The organism is Pseudoclavibacter sp. RFBG4 (assembly GCF_002931515.1).
Classification (GTDB): domain Bacteria; phylum Actinomycetota; class Actinomycetes; order Actinomycetales; family Microbacteriaceae; genus Pseudoclavibacter.
This window is the reverse complement of the sequence record NZ_PSYC01000026.1, coordinates 58,947-76,669: the sequence shown is the minus strand read 5'-3', so window position 1 is coordinate 76,669 and position 17,723 is coordinate 58,947. Positions and strand designations below refer to the sequence as shown.

Annotated in this window: 14 protein-coding genes; 11 read left to right on the top strand and 3 right to left on the bottom strand. The window is 68.4% G+C overall.

Features of this window, described 5'->3' with window-relative positions; all coding sequences use genetic code 11:
* Positions 1 to 153: 153 nt before the first annotated feature.
* Positions 154 to 498 carry an Lsr2 family protein gene (locus tag C5E10_RS09890; protein ID WP_104331490.1) on the bottom strand — a complete coding sequence of 115 codons (345 nt, stop codon included), beginning with the start codon at positions 496 to 498 and terminating at the stop codon, positions 154 to 156.
* Between the two features lie 262 nt (positions 499 to 760).
* Here C5E10_RS09890 and C5E10_RS09885 point away from each other — a divergent pair, with 262 nt between their 5' ends.
* Positions 761 to 1,690 (top strand): AEC family transporter, encoded by a 930-nt coding sequence (locus tag C5E10_RS09885; protein WP_104331489.1) that lies wholly within the window; start codon positions 761 to 763, stop codon positions 1,688 to 1,690.
* A 53-nt stretch (positions 1,691 to 1,743) separates the two neighbouring features.
* Positions 1,744 to 2,250 carry an HtaA domain-containing protein gene (locus tag C5E10_RS09880; RefSeq protein ID WP_104331488.1) on the top strand — a complete coding sequence of 169 codons (507 nt, stop codon included), beginning with the start codon at positions 1,744 to 1,746 and terminating at the stop codon, positions 2,248 to 2,250.
* On the opposite strand, the gene C5E10_RS09875 is transcribed toward C5E10_RS09880, so the two are convergent.
* Positions 2,247 to 3,395: a phosphatase domain-containing protein gene (locus tag C5E10_RS09875; protein ID WP_308471580.1), complete on the bottom strand. Its 1,149-nt coding sequence runs from the start codon at positions 3,393 to 3,395 to the stop codon at positions 2,247 to 2,249. The two genes, C5E10_RS09880 and C5E10_RS09875, sit on opposite strands and share 4 nt — an antisense overlap.
* Before the next feature lie 4 nt (positions 3,396 to 3,399).
* Positions 3,400 to 4,137: a DedA family protein gene (locus C5E10_RS09870; RefSeq protein WP_104331487.1), complete on the bottom strand. Its 738-nt coding sequence runs from the start codon at positions 4,135 to 4,137 to the stop codon at positions 3,400 to 3,402.
* Positions 4,138 to 4,386: 249 nt separating this feature from the next.
* Here C5E10_RS09870 and C5E10_RS09865 point away from each other — a divergent pair, with 249 nt between their 5' ends.
* The 9 genes from C5E10_RS09865 (at position 4,387) to holA (ending at position 17,720) form a co-directional block, all read left to right on the top strand.
* Entirely contained in the window at positions 4,387 to 5,814 is a 1,428-nt protein-coding gene (locus C5E10_RS09865; protein ID WP_104331486.1) for a cytochrome ubiquinol oxidase subunit I, read from the top strand.
* Entirely contained in the window at positions 5,814 to 6,842 is a 1,029-nt protein-coding gene (cydB, locus tag C5E10_RS09860; RefSeq protein ID WP_104240853.1) for a cytochrome d ubiquinol oxidase subunit II, read from the top strand. Before C5E10_RS09865 ends, cydB begins: the two co-directional genes overlap by 1 nt.
* Positions 6,843 to 6,845: 3 nt before the next feature.
* A complete protein-coding gene (gene cydD, locus C5E10_RS09855; protein ID WP_104331485.1) occupies positions 6,846 to 8,510 on the top strand; it encodes a thiol reductant ABC exporter subunit CydD in 1,665 nt (554 codons plus the stop codon).
* Positions 8,507 to 10,186, top strand: a complete 1,680-nt coding sequence (cydC, locus tag C5E10_RS09850) for a thiol reductant ABC exporter subunit CydC (protein ID WP_104331484.1) — start codon at positions 8,507 to 8,509, stop codon at positions 10,184 to 10,186. The genes cydD and cydC overlap by 4 nt, the downstream gene beginning before the upstream one ends.
* Before the next feature lie 111 nt (positions 10,187 to 10,297).
* Entirely contained in the window at positions 10,298 to 12,847 is a 2,550-nt protein-coding gene (gene leuS / locus C5E10_RS09845) for a leucine--tRNA ligase (protein ID WP_104331483.1), read from the top strand.
* A 293-nt stretch (positions 12,848 to 13,140) separates the two neighbouring features.
* Positions 13,141 to 13,818, top strand: a complete 678-nt coding sequence (locus tag C5E10_RS09840) for a ComEA family DNA-binding protein (RefSeq protein ID WP_258071070.1) — start codon at positions 13,141 to 13,143, stop codon at positions 13,816 to 13,818.
* A complete protein-coding gene (locus C5E10_RS09835; protein ID WP_104331482.1) occupies positions 13,815 to 16,313 on the top strand; it encodes a ComEC/Rec2 family competence protein in 2,499 nt (832 codons plus the stop codon). Before C5E10_RS09840 ends, C5E10_RS09835 begins: the two co-directional genes overlap by 4 nt.
* Before the next feature lie 17 nt (positions 16,314 to 16,330).
* Positions 16,331 to 16,645 carry a hypothetical protein gene (locus tag C5E10_RS09830; protein ID WP_104331481.1) on the top strand — a complete coding sequence of 105 codons (315 nt, stop codon included), beginning with the start codon at positions 16,331 to 16,333 and terminating at the stop codon, positions 16,643 to 16,645.
* 61 nt (positions 16,646 to 16,706) lie between these two features.
* Positions 16,707 to 17,720, top strand: a complete 1,014-nt coding sequence (holA, locus tag C5E10_RS09825) for a DNA polymerase III subunit delta (protein ID WP_104298950.1) — start codon at positions 16,707 to 16,709, stop codon at positions 17,718 to 17,720.
* The last annotated feature ends 3 nt before the right edge of the window (positions 17,721 to 17,723 follow it).

Sequence of the window (17,723 nt, the reverse complement as noted above, 5' to 3'; positions counted from 1 at the left end):
TTCCGCGTCTCCGGTGGAGATCTTGGTCGCGGGGAGAAGCTCGAATGCAGCGGGTGAGTGACGAAAAGAGGGCCGGACGGCATTCGCCGTCTGGCCCTCTTCTCTGCGTGCGGTCCGGACTAGGTTGCCCCTGCGGCCGCTCGATCCCGTAGCTTAGGAGTTCGCCGCTTCGAAGTCCTCGATGATCGAGCCGGGAATGCGGCCTCGGTCGGAGATCTTGTGTCCTTCAGCGCGCGCCCAGGCGCGAATTGCCGCGAGGTCGCGCTTCGGGCGGCTGGAGTTGGAACCCGTCGACTTGTTCTTACGGGTCTTTGCTACCGTGCGAGCCGCCGACACGTAGTCGGCGAGGGCGTCGCGCAACTTCTTGGCGTTCGCGTCCGAGAGATCGATTTCGTAGTCGGTTCCGTCGAGGGCGAATTGAACGGTCTCGCCTTCGCCTTCGGCGAGTGAACTCGAGTCGATGTCGTCGACGAGCTGATAGATGACTTTCCGAGCCATGTGGATCCCCTTCGGTTATTGCAGAGCGAATACATGCTAGATGATTATCCGGTGATTTGAATCCAGGTTCGTTCAGTTAACCGAAGTTGGTCCTGAATTCCCCGAACATTAGGTGGCGACACGACGAGTTCACCAGCAGCCGAAGTCATTTCGGTTGCCGATCGCGCGGTCTGCCCAATGCCGCGCGAGATCTCCGCCGTGATCGGCAGAGCCTCCGGGGCGGACCGGTGGCGGGTGCGGGCAGGATACGATTTCGACAGCTATGAATGTTCTTCAGGGATTCGCGGTCATCGCCGTCATCGTCACGGTGGGCGTGTTCCTGGCACGCAGTGGCGTGCTCGGGCAGACCGGGCAGACCGGTCTCTCGAAGCTGGCGTTCAACGTGGCGACTCCTGCGCTGCTCTTCACGCTCATGGCAGACGCGCACCTCGAGGTCCTCTACTCGAGTCAGTTCGTCGTGACAGCGATCGCGATGACCGCGGTGGCACTCGTGTACGGCGCCATCGGCGCACTGCGAAAGTGGGGGCTCGGCACGACGGCCTCCGGTGCGATGGCGGCAAGCTACGTCAATGCTGGCAACCTCGGCATCCCCATCGCCGTGTATGTCCTCGGTGATGCGACGCTGGTCGCTCCCGTGATGCTCGGACAGCAGCTCATCATGGGTCCCATCTTCATGACCCTGCTCGATATCGCCTCGCGGGCCGAGGACGCGCCGAGGCTCCGCTGGTGGCAGATCGTGCTGCGCCCGTTCCGGAACCCCATCGTGATCGGTGCGCTCGCTGGCATCGTCGTGAGCGCATCCGGCATCACCATCCCGCCCTTCCTGCTCGATCCGCTCGAGCTGCTGGGGGGCATGAGCGTTCCCGCCATGCTGCTCGCGTTCGGCATGTCCCTGTGGGGTAACGCGATCCCCTTCCGGGAGCCAGAGCGGGCTCCTGCGATCGTGGCCACCGTGCTCAAGGTGTTCGTGCATCCGGCGCTCGCCTGGCTCATCGGGGCCTGGCTCTTCGGCCTCGATGGGGCGGCTCTGCTCATCGTGGTCGTCACTGCGGCCCTGCCCTCCGCGCAGAATGTCTTCACCTACGCCAGCAACTACGGGGTCGGGATGAGGGTCGCACGCGAAGCCATCCTGGCGTCGACGTTCCTGTCTGTTCCGGTGATCTTCGTCGTCTCGCTGCTGCTCTCGAAGTAACGAGGAAAGATTGGCGCTGGCGCTTCGAATTCGTGGCGGGCTAGCGTGGGGGCATGGAGCTCTGGCGCGGGGAACTGCGATGGCCGATCAAGTCGTCCTTCGTCGAGTACGTGCGTCGCTCCGGCGGCAAGGTGCTGCTCGAGGGTGGCGCGTTCGTCGACGACGAGGAGTTCGCCTACCCGCGCGGAGCCACCGACACGGCGTGGCTGTCGGGCGACACCCCCATGGGCAGTGCGTCCTTCACCGGAGCCGTTCGCCTCACCGGACATGGCGGCATGCTCGATGTCAGCTTCCGGAACCCGCAGCTCGTCTTCGAGGGCGAGGATGCGAGGCTCGTCGTGCAGGGTGAAGGCGGCGAGCTCATCGACTTCGCGAGCTGCGAGATCGGAACTCCGCTCGTGCGCGACGACGTCGCCGAATGGCTCGGGGTGCGGGTGATCCTGACTCCGGAGGGCTCGAGGGTCTTCAACGGCATGTACCGCCCGTACTCGGAGATGGACTCGCTCAACTTCACGCTCGCCCTGGGTAGGGCGCAGTCCCCACGGGAAGAGCCCGCCTAGCGGGTGGCGTCGGGTGCCTGTGCCGGTGCCTGCGTGAGGTCGGGCAGGATGCCCGCTTCGGTCAGCTGCTTGGCGAGTCCCGCGCCGTCCGGAGCGTAGACCCACGGGATGGGCGCGTTCTTGCGCCAGTGCGCACTGGCAGCGCGTCCACCCGCAAGCACAGCCTCGCTGGTGGAGAGCTGGCGGATGGCGATCGCGAGGACGCGATCCGGGTGGCGGCTCGTGAACTCGCCGTAGATCTGCTCGTCATGCTGTCCGTCGTCGCCGACGAGGATCCACTTGATGTCCGGGAACTCCCGCGCGAGGCGGTCGAGGTTGGAGACCTTGTGCTCGAGCCCGGAGCGGAAGATGCGATCCGGGGTGGGCCCCCAGTCGGTGAGCAGGAGCGGGCCGGCAGGGTAGAGGTTTCGTCCGAGGAACCGCGCGAGCGTCGGGGCGACGTTCCAGGGGCCCGTCGACAGGTACACGACGGGTGTCTCGCTGCGCCCGAATGAGGTCAGGATGCGCTCGGAGAGCACGCTCATGCCCGGGGTCGGTGTGCGCGCGTGCACGTCGAGGACGAAGGTGTTCCAGGCTGCGAGCATGGGGCGCGGCAGCGCCGTCACCATGACGGTGTCGTCGATGTCGGAGAGCAGGCCGACGCGCTGCTCGTCGGCGACGATGAAGACAGGCGCGGTGCTCGTCTGGCGATCGAAGCTCTCGAACGTGATGGTGTTCCACCCGGGCTTGAGGTTCGCGGGGAGGTTGATGTCCACGATGCCGCCGCGGTCGGCTTTGACCGAGTGTCGAACGCCGTCGATGATGACGGTCGCGGGGACATTGCCTGCGGAGACGCGCGCGAAGCTTCGCCATCCGCGGACGACCGATTCCCGCCGCTTGCGCCTGAGCAGCCTGGAGAGGCTGAACCGGCGCCTGTTGCCTGGCGGCGCCATGTGGACCCGCGCGAGGGCGCGAACCCAGGAGGTCGTCCCGTACCCGGTATAGGGCTCGAGCACCGTGAGGTAGCCACGCTTGCGGACGAGCTTCACGCGCACGAGGCGCACTCGGTCCTCGATGCGGAAGGCGTTGTCGATCACGGCCCTGACGGGCTTGAGGCTCAGAAGCCAGCGCTCGAGCGGGGACTGGGCGTCGGAGGTCGGCGTCACCCGCTCATCCTCGCACGCCCGCGGTCTCGGCGTCTGAGCCGTCGTGCCCCGTCGGGGCGTCGGAGGTGGATCGATCGGCCGATGCGGCGGCAGCCTGCGCGTTCGCTTCGTCGAGATCGCGGTTCATGACCTTGCCGACAGCGCGCTTCACGAGCCACATGATCAGAAGGAACACGACGATGACGCCGACGAAGAGGTAGCCAGCCCAATGCAGTGACGACGAGAGCTCGCGGAAGCTGGCGGACGCTCCGGCTGCGGCGCTCACGTAGGCCGTCGACCAGATGACGCAGGCGGGGATGGTCCAGGCGAGGAAGCGGCGGTAGCGCATGCCGCCCATCCCTGCCGTCAGCGGCACGAGGGAGTGGAGCACGGGCAGGAAGCGGGAGATGAGGACCGCGGGGCCGCCGCGACGCTGGATGAGGAGTTCCGCACGCTGCCATCGTTCGTCGCCGAGCCACCGGCCGACGCGTGACACTCGGATCCTCGGGCCGAACGTGCGACCGAGCCAGAACCCGAACGACTCCCCGAGCAGTGCGCCCACGATGGAGGCCGCGATCGTCAGGACCCAGGGGAGCGGTGCGTCGATGCCGGTGCTCAGGGCGAGCAGGACCGTCTCGCCGGGCACGATGAGGCCGATGAGCACGCTCGTCTCGAGCAGGATCGCGACGCCGACCAGCACGATCCGCCACACCGGAGGCACGGACTCGATGTACTGGAGGGCGGTCTCGATCAGCTCGTTCATGCTCTGCTCCCCGCATCCATGTCGCAGACTCTAGGGCCCGAACTTTGGCATCCCTGGAGATTCCCCTCCGTTATCATTTCGTTACATCCACTACAATATGTAGAAGTACCTGATCCGAAGGCGAAAACAGCAGAACTTAGGGTGTCCTATTCGACACGATGTAGTAGTCGGGGCGGCGTAGCATTGGGCCAGGAGTCGCGCTGCGATCCCGGGGCATCACGCCCAACCTCAGACGCATCAGGAGGCACTGTGGACGCCCTGCTGGATCCACTCATACTCGCGCGGTGGCAGTTCGGTGTCACGACCATCTACCACTTCCTCTTCGTGCCCGTCACTCTCGGGCTGGTCCTCGCCATCGCCATCTGGCAGACGGCCTGGGTCCGCACAGGCAAGGTCGTCTACCTCCGCCTCACGAAGCTCTTCGGCAAGATGTTCCTGATCAACTTCGCCATGGGCGTCGTGACCGGCATCGTGCAGGAGTTCCAGTTCGGCATGAACTGGTCCGACTACTCCCGCTTCGTCGGCGACGTCTTCGGTGCGCCGCTCGCGTTCGAGGGGCTCGTCGCCTTCTTCCTCGAGGCCACGTTCATCGGTTTGTGGATCTTCGGCTGGGACAAGCTGCCGCCGAAGCTGCATCTCGCGACCATCTGGCTCACGATGATCGGCACGTGGACCTCCGCCTATTTCATCCTCGCCGCCAACGCGTTCATGCAGAACCCGGTCGGCTACGAGATGAACGAGGCCAACGGGCGAGCTGAGCTCGTCGACTTCGGCGCGGTGCTCACCAACCCCGTCGCGATGGCGGCATTGCCGCACACGATCTTCGCCTCCCTCATGGTGGGTGCGGCGATCATCATCGCGACCGCCGCCTGGCACCTGAAGCGCGACCAGAACCACGACGTCATGCAGCCAGCGCTGAAGTTCGGCCTGTGGTTCATGCTCGTCGGCGGCGTCGGCACGATGCTCAGCGGCGACCAGCTCGGCCTCGCCATGGTCGAGGCCCAACCCATGAAGATGGCCGCGGCCGAGGCGCTCTACACGACCGCGACCGGCGCAGACGCCTCCTTCTCGATCTTCACGTGGGGCACCCCGGACGGCTCGTCCGAGCTGTTCTCCATCCGCATCCCCTACCTCCTCTCCTTCCTGTCGACGCACACCTTCGACGGCACCGTCGAGGGCATCAACGACCTGCAGGCCCAGTACACGGCGCTCTACGGTCCTGGCGACTACGCCCCGGTCATCTGGGTCACCTACTGGGCGTTCCGCTGGATGATGGGCTTCGGCATGGCCTCCATCGCGGTCGCCGTCGCCGGTCTCTGGGTCACGCGCAAGAAGGCGAAGAACCCGCCGAAGAAGTGGATGTGGAACCTCGCGATCCTCACGGTGCTGTTCCCGACGCTCGGCATCACGGTCGGCTGGATCTTCACCGAGATGGGCCGCCAGCCGTGGCTGGTCTTCGGCCTCCTCAAGACGGAGGCGGGCGTCTCTCCCAACGTGAGCGGGCTCAGCGTGCTCATCTCGCTCGTCGCCTTCACGCTCGTCTACGCGATCCTCGCCGTCGTCGAGGTCAAGCTGCTGCTGAAGGCCGCGCAGGAGGACCCGCCGAGTTTCGATTCCAACGCAGATGGCACCGTCGATGACGTTGCCGCCGTCAAGGTGAAAGCGAGCGTCTACTGATGGATCTGCAAGTCCTCTGGTTCTGGATCGTCGCCTTCTTCTTCGTCGGCTACTTCGTGCTCGACGGCTTCGACTTCGGCGTCGGCATCGCCCTGCCGTTCATCGGCAAGGACGACACCGACCGACGAGTGCTCATCAATACGATCGGCCCCATCTGGGACCTCAACGAGACCTGGGTCATCGTTGCTGGGGCCGCGCTCTTCGCGTCCTTCCCGGAGTGGTACGCGACCATCTTCTCCGGCTTCTACCTGCCGCTGCTGCTCATCCTGCTCGCGCTCATCGTGCGTGGCGTCTCGTTCGAGTACCGCCACCAGGGCAAGGGCGTGGAGTGGACGAGGTGGTTCGACTGGATGATCTTCGTCGGCTCGGCCGTCCCGGCACTCCTCTGGGGCGTCGCGTTCGCGAACATCACCCAGGGCCTCGCGCTCGACGAGAATTTCAACTACATCGGCTCGTTCTTCGACCTGCTGAACCCGTACGCCCTGCTGGGCGGGCTCACGACGCTCACGCTGTTCTTCTACCATGGGCTGGTGTTCATCACTCGGAAGACGGAAGGTGACATCCGCGACCGTGCACGATCCCTCGCGCTGAAGGTCGGCGTCGTCGTCGCAGTGCTCGCGATCGCCTTCCTCGGCTGGACCGTCGTCGCGCACTTCTCGGTCGCAGGTCTTGCCCTCGCGCTCGTCGCCGTCCTCGCGTTCGTCGGCTCCTACATCAGCACGCTGCTGGGGCGTGACGGCATCGCCTTCGCGCTCGGCGCGCTGACCGTGGCCGCGGCGGTGCTGACGCTCTTCGCCTCGCTCTTCCCGAATCTGCTGCCCAACACGCTCGACCCCTCCAACCCGCTGACGATCACCAACGGCTCGTCCAGCGACTACACGCTCGGCATCATGAGCTGGGCGGCGCTCATCATCGTCCCGTTCGTCCTCGGCTACCAGGCATGGACCTTCTGGGTCTTCCGCAAGCGCATCAGCAGGAAGACGATCACGGGAGACGCGCACGAGGAGCCAGCGGTCGTCGCCGCCTGACCCGTGAAACCCCTCGACCCCCGCCTCCTGAGCCACGCCGCGTCGGCACGAAGGTTCTTCGTGCTCGGCGCGGCGCTCGGCGCTGTCCAGACCGCATCCATCGTCGGCTTCGCCTGGCTCGTCACGCACCTCATCGTGTCCGCGATCGCGGGCGAGCGCGTCGTTGAGCTGCTGCCGTGGTTCGGCGCCCTGCTCGTCGTGATCGCCGTCAGAAGCGCGGCCACCTGGGGGATGGAGGCCATCTCCGCACGCGCGGCCGCGAAGGTGAAAAGCGAACTGCGTTCCAAGCTGCTCGCGTCCATCGCGAAGCTCGGCCCTGCCTGGCTCACGGGCACCTCCAGCTCCCGGCTCACGACGCTTGCTGGCCCAGGCCTCGGTGCCCTCGACACGTACTTCGCCAAGTACCTCCCGCAGCTCATCCTGACGGCGATCGCCGCTCCCGTGCTGATCGTCGTGATGGCGCTCTGGGACCTCCCATCCGCCATCACGGTCATCATCACGCTGCCGCTCATCCCCGTCTTCATGATCCTCATCGGCTGGGCGACCGAGAAGGTACAGAAGCGGCAGTGGACTGCGCTGTCGACGCTCGCGACCGGGTTCCTCGAGGTCGTAGAAGGGCTGTCGACGCTCAAGATCTTCGGCCGTGCGGAACGCCAGCCGGCGCGCATCCGCGAAGTCACCGACGGGTATCGGGTCGCGACCATGAAGGTCCTCAGGCTCTCCTTCATGTCCGGCTTCGCGCTCGAGCTGCTGGCGAGCCTGTCCGTGGCCCTCATCGCCGTCACGATCGGCATCCAGCTCATCAACCGGGACATGACGCTCGAGGTCGGGCTCTTCGTGCTCCTGCTCGCTCCCGAGGTGTACCTGCCGCTGCGTCAGGTGGGAGCCCAGTTCCACGCGGCCGCGGACGGCGTCGCCGCCTCCGACGATGTGTTCTCGATCATCGAGGAAGCCGAGAGGGCGCCTGCGCCGAGCGATGTGCGCACGACCGCTGCTGGCCGCCCGATCGGCGCAGGCCTGCAGCACCGAGGCCTCGCCTTCACCGGCATCACCGTCGGGTACGAGACACGCACGGTCCTCCGCGACTACAGCCTCGTCGTGCCTCCGGGCGAGGTGACGGCGATCGTCGGCCCCTCGGGCGCAGGCAAGTCGACGCTGCTCGGCGTCGCGCGCGGCACCGTTGGCGCCTCGGGTGCCGTGACCATCGACGGCGAGCAGCTCACGGGCGATCGCCGCAGGGCCGCGATCGCCTGGATGGGCCAGTCGGCCTCGCTGATCGAGGGGACCGTCGCCGAGAACGTGGCACTCGGCCAGCCGGAAGCAGCACCAGACGAGGTCCGTGTGGCCCTCGCCGATGCCGGCCTCGAGTTCATCGACGGCGAACGGATGCTCGGAGTCGCGGGCGCGGGTCTGTCCGGTGGGCAGTCCCAGCGCGTCGCGCTCGCGCGGACGCTCCTGCGCGCCCGCCGACTCGACTGCCCCGTCGTGCTCTTCGACGAGCCGAGCTCGGCGCTCGACGCCGCAACGGAACAGCGCATCGCTGCCGCCTTCCGGAGCCTGGCACAGGAAGGACGGGCCGTGCTCGTCGTCAGCCACCGGCGCGCGCTCGTCGCCTCCGCCGACTCGGTGCACACCATCGAACGACTCGAGACGGTAGCGAACGCATGACCGGGAACCAGCAACGCGTCTCCGACGACGAGCGACGGATCCTCCGTCTTGCGATGCCCTCCGCTCGGCGCCTGTGGCCCTCGATCGCCGTCGGCCTGCTCAGCGCGATCTGCGCCGTGGCGCTCCTCGCGACGAGCGCCTACCTGCTGACCCGGGCGTCGGAGATCATCCACATCCTGCTCCTGGGCATCGCGATCGTCGGCGTGCGTGCCTTCGCCATCGGGCGAGCGGCGTTCCGCTACGTCGAGCGGCTGCTCGGCCACGACGCGTCCTTCCGGCAGCTCGCCGAGCTGCGCGTCGGCGTGCTCGAACGTCTCATCCCGCTGGCTCCCGCTGGCCTCGCCACGCACCGCCGTGGAGACCTGCTGACACGACTCGTGAGCGACGTCGACGAGCTGCAGTTCTTGCCCCTGCGCGTCGCGCAGCCGCTCATCATCGCCGGCCTCACGTCGACGCTCGCCGTCATCGGCATCTGGCTCGTGAGCGCCCCGGCCGCACTCGTGCTCGCGATCTGCCTCGTGCTCGCGGGGATCGTCGCGACCACCACCAACCTCGCGATCTCGGGACGCGCCGACCGCGAGGCCGCTCCGCTCCGGGCGGCCCTCAACGACCGCATCTACGAGACCGTCTCCAATTTCGAGACGCTCGAGGCCTACGGTGCGCTCGACGCGAAGCTCGCCGAGGTGGACGCCGCGGACGCGAGACTCCGCGACGCGCTCGTTTCCCGGGCGCGGGGGAGCGGTGCCGTCGCCGGACTCGTCATGCTCTTCTCCGGCCTCGCGACGGCGGGCGCGCTTGCCGTCGGCATCGACCCCACCGTCGACGGCACGCTGCTCGCGCCGATGCTCACCCTCATCGCGCTTGTGCCGATGGCGCTCTTCGAGATCTTCGGGCAGGTGCCGCAGGCGGTCGCCGCCTGGCGCCAGGTCAGGGCCAGCGCAGCCAGAGTCGCCGATGTGGCACCGGCGTCAGCGCCGAGGGAGCTCCCGGATGCTCAGCCGCTGCCCGCCCCTCGCGCCGACCCGAGCCTGCCGGTGACGCTGACCCTCGGAGACGTCTCGGCAGCGTGGCCAGGTGCGTGCGAGCCCGCGATCAGCTCCGTCTCGCTCGAGCTGGCTCCCGGCGATCGGCTGCTGGTCGAAGGCGAATCCGGTGCAGGCAAGACGACGCTCGCCAACGTGCTCGTGCGGTTCCTCGACTACGAGGGCTCGTACCGCGTCAACGGCGTGGAGGCGAAGGCGTACGCGCCCGCGCAGGTGCGGTCCGTCGTCGGCCTCATCGAGCAACGGCCCCACATCTTCGACGAGAGCATCAGGCAGAACCTCCTCTTCGCCAAGCCGGAGGCCGACGACGAGGAGCTCAGCGCCGTCCTCGAGCGCGTCGGCCTCGGCGAATGGCTCGACGAGCGGGGTGGGCTGGAGGCACGCGTCGGCGAGCACGGCGCGCTCGTCTCCGGCGGTCAGGCGCAGCGCATCGCGCTCGCCCGCGGCCTCCTGGCCGACTTCCCGGTGCTCATCCTCGACGAGCCGACGGCCAACGTCGACCCGGGTCTCGCCGACAGGCTCGTCGCCGAGCTGCTCGCCGCATCCGGTGACCAGCGCTCCGTCGTGATCATCTCGCACACCCCGCTCGACCCCGCCCTCGTCACACGCGCGCTTCGGCTCGTCGGCGAGTAGTCTTGGTCGTTGGTGTCCGACGCGAGGAGCCCCGCGCTTCGCGACGACGCCAGACGACCGCGACGAGAACCACCCTCCGTGCAGCAACCGGCAACGCGAAAGAAGAAATCTGTGACCGAAGCGACAGGCGCTGAGCCCCAGGAATACGACTTCAAGGCTCTCGAGGCGAAGTGGTCGGCTGAGTGGGACAAGCTGCAGCCCTTCGCGACGAACCTCCAGGGTGACGATCGCCCGCGCAAGTACGTCCTCGACATGTTCCCGTACCCGTCGGGCGACCTGCACATGGGGCACGCCGAGCAGTACGCACTCGGCGACGCGGTCGCTCGCTACTGGCGCCACCAGGGCTTCAACGTCCTGCACCCCATCGGCTGGGACTCCTTCGGACTGCCGGCCGAGAACGCCGCCATCAAGAACGGTGGCGACCCCAAGGACTGGACGTACGAGAACATCGCGCAGCAGCGCGCGTCGATGAAGCGATACGCGGCGTCCTTCGACTGGGACCGCGTCATCCACACCTCCGACCCCGAGTACTACCGCTGGAACCAGTGGCTGTTCCTGCAGATGTACGAGCGAGGTCTCGCGTACCGCAAGTACTCCGACGTGAACTGGTGCCCCAACGACCAGACGGTGCTCGCCAACGAGCAGGTCATCGACGGGCACTGCGAGCGCTGCGACGCGATCGTCGTGAAGAAGAAGCTCAACCAGTGGTACTTCAAGATCACCGACTACGCAGACCGGCTCATCGATGACCTCAACCAGCTCGAGGGGCACTGGCCGCAGAAGGTCATCACGATGCAGCGCAACTGGATCGGGCGCTCGCTCGGCGCTGACGTCGACTTCGTCGTCGAGGGGCGGGATGAGCCCGTCACCGTCTTCACGACGCGCCCCGACACGCTCTACGGCGCGACGTTCATGGTCGTGGCCCCCGATTCCGACCTCGCCTCCGAGCTCGCCGAGGGCGCAAGCGACGAGGTTCGCGAGCGCTTCGCGAAGTACCTCGCCGACACCCGCGCGCTCGACTCCATCGACCGCCAGTCGAGCGACCGCCCCAAGACCGGCGTCGATCTCGGTCGCTTCGCCATCAACCCCCTGAGCGGCGAGCGCCTGCCGATCTGGGCCGCCGACTACGTGCTCGCCGACTACGGCACGGGCGCGATCATGGCGGTGCCCGCACACGACCAGCGCGACCTCGACTTCGCCCGCGCGTTCGACCTGCCCGTCAAGGTGGTCGTCGACGTCACGCAGGCCGTCACGGGTGTCATCCCGATCATCCCCGAAGACGGGTCGATGCCGGAGTTCGAAGACCTCCACCCCGCCAAGACCGGGGAAGCGCTGTCCGGCGACGGACGCCTCACCAACTCGGGACCGCTGGACGGGCTCTCGAAGCGCTCGGGCATCCAGGCGGCCATCGAGCTCCTCGACGAGCGTGGCACGGGCCGTGCCGCGAAGAACTACCGCCTCCGCGACTGGCTCATCTCGCGCCAGCGCTACTGGGGAACGCCCATCCCGATCCTCCACGGCGAGGACGGCAAGGAGGTTCCCGTGCCGCTGGACCAGCTGCCCGTGCGCCTCCCCGAGGCCGAAGGGCTCGACCTGCGCCCGAAGGGAGCCTCGCCCCTCGGCGGCGCGACCGACTGGGTGAACACGGTCGATCCGGAGACGGGCGAGCCGATGCTGCGTGACACCGACACGATGGACACGTTCGTCGACAGCTCCTGGTACTTCCTCCGCTTCCTCTCGCCGAACAACGAGCTTGCCGCGTTCGACGAGAAGACGGCCGCGAGCTGGGCGCCCGTCGACCAGTACGTGGGCGGCGTCGAGCACGCCATCCTGCACCTCCTCTACGCGCGCTTCATCACGAAGGTGCTCTACGACCTCGGGCACGTCGACTTCACGGAGCCCTTCTCGGCACTGCTCAACCAGGGCATGGTCGTCATGGACGGCAAGAAGATGTCGAAGTCCAAGGGCAACGTCGTGAGCCTCTCGGCCGAGCTCGACCAGTACGGCGTCGACGCCGTGCGCCTGACGATGCTCTTCGCGAGCCCGCCGGAAGACGACGTCGATTGGGCAGATGTCTCCGTTGCAGGCTCCGGCAAGTTCTTGGCGCGCGCCTGGCGCATCTCCGGCGAGGTCACGAGCCCCGTCGGCGTCGACTTCGGCGAGGGCGACCGCGGTCTGCGCCGCGAGACGCACCGCTTCCTCGCCGACATCCCGCAGTTGGCCTCCGGCTTCAAGTTCAACGTCGTGATCGCGCGCCTCATGGAGCTCACCAACGCGACGCGCAAGGCCATCGACTCGGGTGCTGGCCCGGCTGACCCCGCCGTGCGCGAGGCAGCCGAGGCCATCGCGGTTGTGCTCGACATGTACGCGCCGCACGCGGCCGAGGACATGTGGGAGCGACTCGGCCACGAGGGCAGCATCTCGCACGTCAAGTGGCCGACCGCGGCTCGCTCGCTGCTCACGCAGGACCAGGTGACGGCGGTCGTGCAGATCAACGGCAAGGTGCGGCACCGCCTCGATGTGCCACCGACGATCGACGAGGCGTCGCTCGAGCAGCTCGCGATCTCGTCGCCGAAGGTGCAGGCCGCCATCGACGGCCGCGAGATCGTCAAGATCATCGTGCGGGCCCCGAAGCTCGTGAACATCGCGGTCAAGGGTTAGCAGGCCGGCCACGCTGACGCAGACGCGCCCCGCTCGAGAGAGCGGGGCGCGTCTGCGTCAGCTCGCGCGCGCCCGCCTGCGGTCGGCCTTCGCCCTCGTTCGCTCTGCCGTCCGGCTCCCTCTGCCTTCCCGTTCTCGGCCCAACTGACCTCACCCCAGTCCGTCTCTGGCTGGGTTTCTCGCTTCGGCTGGTGCCGAACGACTGTGCAGGCACCTCCCCTGTTCGGGGCTCGCTCTCCACAGCTCTCGTGGTCGACGCTGAGTGGAGAGGCACGCGACCGTAGCGTTCTGGGGTGTCCGAATCCGAGCTGGCAGATCTCTTCGAGCGTCCGCCCCGACCGCGTCTGCGAATCGGGGTCGGCGCTGCGGTTGTCCTGGTCCTGGTCGTGCTCGCCGGGGCGATCACGCTCGCGGCCCTGCGTCCCACGCCGAGTCTCGGTGCCCTCGGGGAGATGTCGCCGACCGAGAGCCTCCAGCTGAGCGCGACGGAACCGCCTGTCGGGGAGCCGAGCTCAGAGGAGTCGACGACGCTGCTGGTCCACGTCGTCGGGGCCGTCACGAGTCCCGGGGTCTACGAGGTGCCGTCGACGGCCAGGGTGGTCGATGGAATCGCCGCGGCGGGCGGCCTTGCCGGCGACGCCGACCCATCGCTCCTCAACATGGCCCGAACGCTCGTCGACGGCGAGCAGCTGCGGGTTCCGCGGATCGGCGAGGCCCCCTCCGAGCCCGTCGCAGGGGGAGCTGGGCCGACTACTGGCGCCGGGGGTGCTGCCGGCGGTGGCCTCGTGAACCTCAACACCGCGTCTGCGGCTGAGCTCGAAGAGCTGCCGAGGATCGGACCGGCAATGTCGTCGCGCATCATCGACCACCGTGAGCAGAACGGCGGATTCGGTGCTGTGGAGGAGCTCAAGGAGGTCACCGGCATCGGGGACGCCACCTACGAGGGGCTCGTCGACCTGGTGACCGTGTGACGACTCGTGACGGTCGTGCCGTTCAGATGTTCAACGTGGGAGCGCTGGCCGAGCGGCTCGATGGTCGAGACGCGCGTCTCGTTCCGGCGGCGGCCGGTGCATGGGTGGTCGCCTGGATCTGCGTCACGTATCCCTCCCTCGCCTGGTCGTGCGGCATCGGTCTGGCACTGCTCGCGATCCTGCTCCTGGCCGCGGCGCGTCTGCGGCCAGTGCTCGCGACGTTCGCCGTGGTCGCGGCCGTCATGGCGCTGCTCGCGGTGAGCTCCGGCGCTCAGCATCCAGTGAGGTCTCCCGAGGCGCTTCGCACGGGCGCCGTGGAGGGGCTTCGCGTGCAGGCGACGGGCACCCTCACGACCCTCGTCGGGGAGGGTGCCGTCGCTGCTCCAGGCGACGACGGTGGGCGCTGGTCCGGTGCGCAGCTGCAGGAGCCGTCGCATTTCGAGGTGCGCCTGGATTCGTTCGAGGTCGATGGGAGAAGCGGAGGCGGCGGAGCCTCGCTGCTCGCGTTCGGCCAGCTGAGCGTGCCGACGCCTGCGGGGGAGCGGGTCCCAGCCATTGGCTCACGGGTCGAGCTCGAGGGGGCCCTCGGTCCCGCGGACGCGGGCGACAGCGTCGCCGCTCTGGTCTTCCTCGATGCTCCCGCGCACGTCGTCGCCGCGCCCGGCGGGCTGCTCGAGGTCACCGCAGCGGCGCGAGACCGGTTCGTCGACGCGGCGCGAGCCCTCCCCGGTCTCGGCGCGCAGCTGCTCCCGGGGCTGTCCGTCGGCGACACGCGCCTGGTCGGGGCCGAGCTCGACGAGCGGATGAAGACGGCCGCGCTCACGCACCTCACGGCTGTCTCGGGGGCGAACTGCGCGGTCGTGGTCGCCGCGACCCTGGTCCTCGCTCGCCTCTGCGGGCTGCGGCGAGGAGTGCGCCTCGCGCTCGCAGCAGCGGTTCTCGCCGTGTTCGTGGCGCTCGTCACCCCGGAGGGCAGCGTCATCCGGGCGAGCATCATGGCCATGGTCGTCCTGGTGCTCGAAGCCACTCCGCGTCGGTCGACAGGTCTTGCGCTCGTCGCCCTCGCCACGGTGGTCGTGCTCGTCGCCGACCCCTGGCGGAGCCGAGACTACGGCTTCGCGCTCTCGGTGCTCGCGACGGTCGGGCTGCTGACACTCGCGAACCCGATCGGCGACCGCCTCGCACGCATCATGCCGCGGCCCGTCGCGCTCATGCTCGCCGTGCCGGCCTCGGCGCAGCTCGCGTGTCAGCCGGTGCTGCTGCTCCTGACCCCGGAATTGCCGTTCTACGGCATTCTCGCGAACGTGCTGGCTGCCCCGGCAGCGCCCGTGGCGACGCTCGTCGGGCTGGTCGGCTGCCTGCTCCTGTGGGCCGCTCCCTGGCTCGGCCAGGCGCTTCTGTGGGTTGCCTGGCTGCCCGCGCAGTGGATCGGACTCGTGGCGATGGCGGTCAGTGACTGGCCCGGGGCGCTGCTGCCGTGGCCTGGCGGACTCCCGGGGGCGCTGCTCTGTCTCGCCGTCGTCGTCGCGCTCATCGTCCTGCTCCACCGTTGGAGAGCGTGGCTGGCTCTCCTGCTCTGCGTCGCCCTGGTGGCATATGTCGGCACGGTCATCGGGCAGGCGGTCCACCTCAGCAGGAGCATCCCAAGTGCATGGCGCTATGCGGCGTGCGATATCGGACAGGGGGATGCGCTGCTCGTCACCACGTGGAGCGGCTCGGCGCTCATCGACACCGGCGCGGAGCCTGACGCGCTGCTGGCCTGCCTCGAGACACTCGGCGTCGACGAGCTGCGTCTGCTCGTGCTCACGCACTTCGATCTGGACCACACCGGGGCGGCGACGGCGTTGCTCGAGTCCGGTGTCGGCGTCGGGTCGCTTGTCGTCCCCGATACCGCCGAGGCGCGAGCGGAGCCGCTCGTCGACGAACTGCGGGTGGCCGGCGCCCAGGTGCATTATGCCGCGAGTGGCGACTCCTGGACGCTCGGCGACCTCGCATGGAGCGTCCTGTGGCCGAAGCGCGGGAGCGGCGGAGAACCGGCGAGTGTCGGTGGCAACGAGGGGAGTCTCGTGACGCTGCTCGAACCGACGACGTCCTGCGTGACGGTCTGCCTGTCGCTCGCCGCCCTCGCCGACCTGGGAGAGGAGGCACAGCGCGGCCTGCTGCGCGAGCACCCGCACCCGCGTGCCGACATCGTCAAGATGGCGCACCACGGCTCGCGCGACCAGAGCGCGCAGCTCTACGAAGAGCTCTCCTCGTCGATCGGACTCGTCTCGGTGGGAGCAGACAACGGCTACGGCCACCCGACGGACGCGGCCCTCGGGATGCTCACCGCGGCAGGCACGCGGCCGCTGCGCACCGACGAGCTCGGCACCATCGTCATCGGCGAGGGAGGTCACGGAGGTTCTGACCCTCCCGCGGTGGCGGGAGTCGCCACGGCGCAGCGAGCCCGCAGGCGACCTGTGCCGTCGCGCGCACTCAGGGCGCGGTCAGGCTGACCTGGTCTCGTCGAAGCATGGTCGTTCTCGTGGGCTGGCTCCTCATCGCCGGTGCTGCAGGTCTGTTCGCCTGGAGTGCCGCCCGGGTCTCGCGCGCGAACGGGAAGCGGAGGGTGAAGTTCGGGCCCGTCGGGGCCGCACCCGGTCTCACGCTTCCGCGGGGGCACTGGTGGCTCCAGTTCGGAGGTTTCGGGGTGGCGTGCGCCGGAATCGCTCAACTGGGATGGGACCCCCGCGTCGACCTGCTCCTCCTGGTGATCGCGGCGGCCGTGGCCGTGGCGCCGTATCCGCTGATCCTCGCCGCCCACAATCGACGCGTCGAATCCTCCTAGCCCGGTTCGACAGATCGGGGTCTCGGTCGCACGGCCAGATGCGCGTCGTTACCATTGAGCTATGGCACAGGCGAAGCGGGCGAGCACCCCCAAGAGGGCGATCCCCGTCCTCACCCACCGGGAGGTGCGGCCTGCTGGCATCGTGCTCGTGAGCGGCCCAGAGGACTACTTCGCAGAGACCGCGATCACGCGGCTCCGCGACGTGCTCCGGGCAGAGTCACCGGACCTCGAGATCACGGAGATCGAAGCCTCCGGCTACGCGGGCGGGCACCTCACGACCCTCGTCAGCCCATCGCTGTTCTTCGAACCGCGCCTGGTCATCATCCGAGGCGTGCAGCAGTGCACGGACGCCCTCATCGCCGACGTGGTCGCCTACACGAAGATGCCCGTCGAAGGCGCGACGCTCGTGCTCCGGCACGGCGGGGGAGTGCGCGGGAAGAAGCTCCTGGACGCCGTGCGGGGCGCGAAGGACGTCGCCGTCGAGATCGACTGCCAGAAGCCGAAGCCGAGCGAGCTCGTGGACGTCGTCGTCGCCGAGGTGCGCAACGCGGGCCGACGCATCGAGCCGCAGGCGGCCTCGCTGCTTGTCGCCGCATTCAACACCGACCTCGCTGAGCTCATCGGCGCTGCCCGCCAGCTGCTGACCGTCACGAGCGACACCATCACGGACGAGCACGTCGACAAGTACTTCGGCGGCCGCGTCGAGACGACCGGATTCAAGATCGCGGATGCCGCACTCGCTGGGCGGGTCCGCGACGCACTGGCGCTGGTGCGCCATGGGTTCTCGACGGGCCTGCACCCGGTGCCCATCGTCTCGGCCGTCGCCTCGAAGCTGCGCATCATGGCGAAGGTGCAGGGACTCAGCGGCTCGGACGCGCAGATCGCCAGCCGCGCAGGCGCGTCGCCCTGGCAGGTCGGCCAGGCTCGTCGCGAGCTCCGTGACTGGGACGACGCATCCCTCGGCCGAGCCATCACGCTGGTCGCGGAGACCGATCACGCCGTCAAGGGGGCGGGGAGAGACCCGCAGTTCGCCGTGGAGCGGATGCTGCGCTGCATCGCCCTGCGCGACGTCTGACCG

What these genes read in the sequence shown, in the direction of transcription:
- C5E10_RS09890 (WP_104331490.1), bottom strand. Translation starts at nt 498, where the DNA reads ATGGCTCGGAAAGTCATCTATCAGCTCGTCGACGACATCGACTCGAGT.
- C5E10_RS09885 (WP_104331489.1), top strand. Translation starts at nt 761, where the DNA reads ATGAATGTTCTTCAGGGATTCGCGGTCATCGCCGTCATCGTCACGGTG.
- C5E10_RS09880 (WP_104331488.1), top strand. Translation starts at nt 1,744, where the DNA reads ATGGAGCTCTGGCGCGGGGAACTGCGATGGCCGATCAAGTCGTCCTTC.
- C5E10_RS09870 (WP_104331487.1), bottom strand. Translation starts at nt 4,137, where the DNA reads ATGAACGAGCTGATCGAGACCGCCCTCCAGTACATCGAGTCCGTGCCT.
- cydB (WP_104240853.1), top strand. Translation starts at nt 5,814, where the DNA reads ATGGATCTGCAAGTCCTCTGGTTCTGGATCGTCGCCTTCTTCTTCGTC.
- cydC (WP_104331484.1), top strand. Translation starts at nt 8,507, where the DNA reads ATGACCGGGAACCAGCAACGCGTCTCCGACGACGAGCGACGGATCCTC.
- C5E10_RS09830 (WP_104331481.1), top strand. Translation starts at nt 16,331, where the DNA reads ATGGTCGTTCTCGTGGGCTGGCTCCTCATCGCCGGTGCTGCAGGTCTG.
- holA (WP_104298950.1), top strand. Translation starts at nt 16,707, where the DNA reads ATGGCACAGGCGAAGCGGGCGAGCACCCCCAAGAGGGCGATCCCCGTC.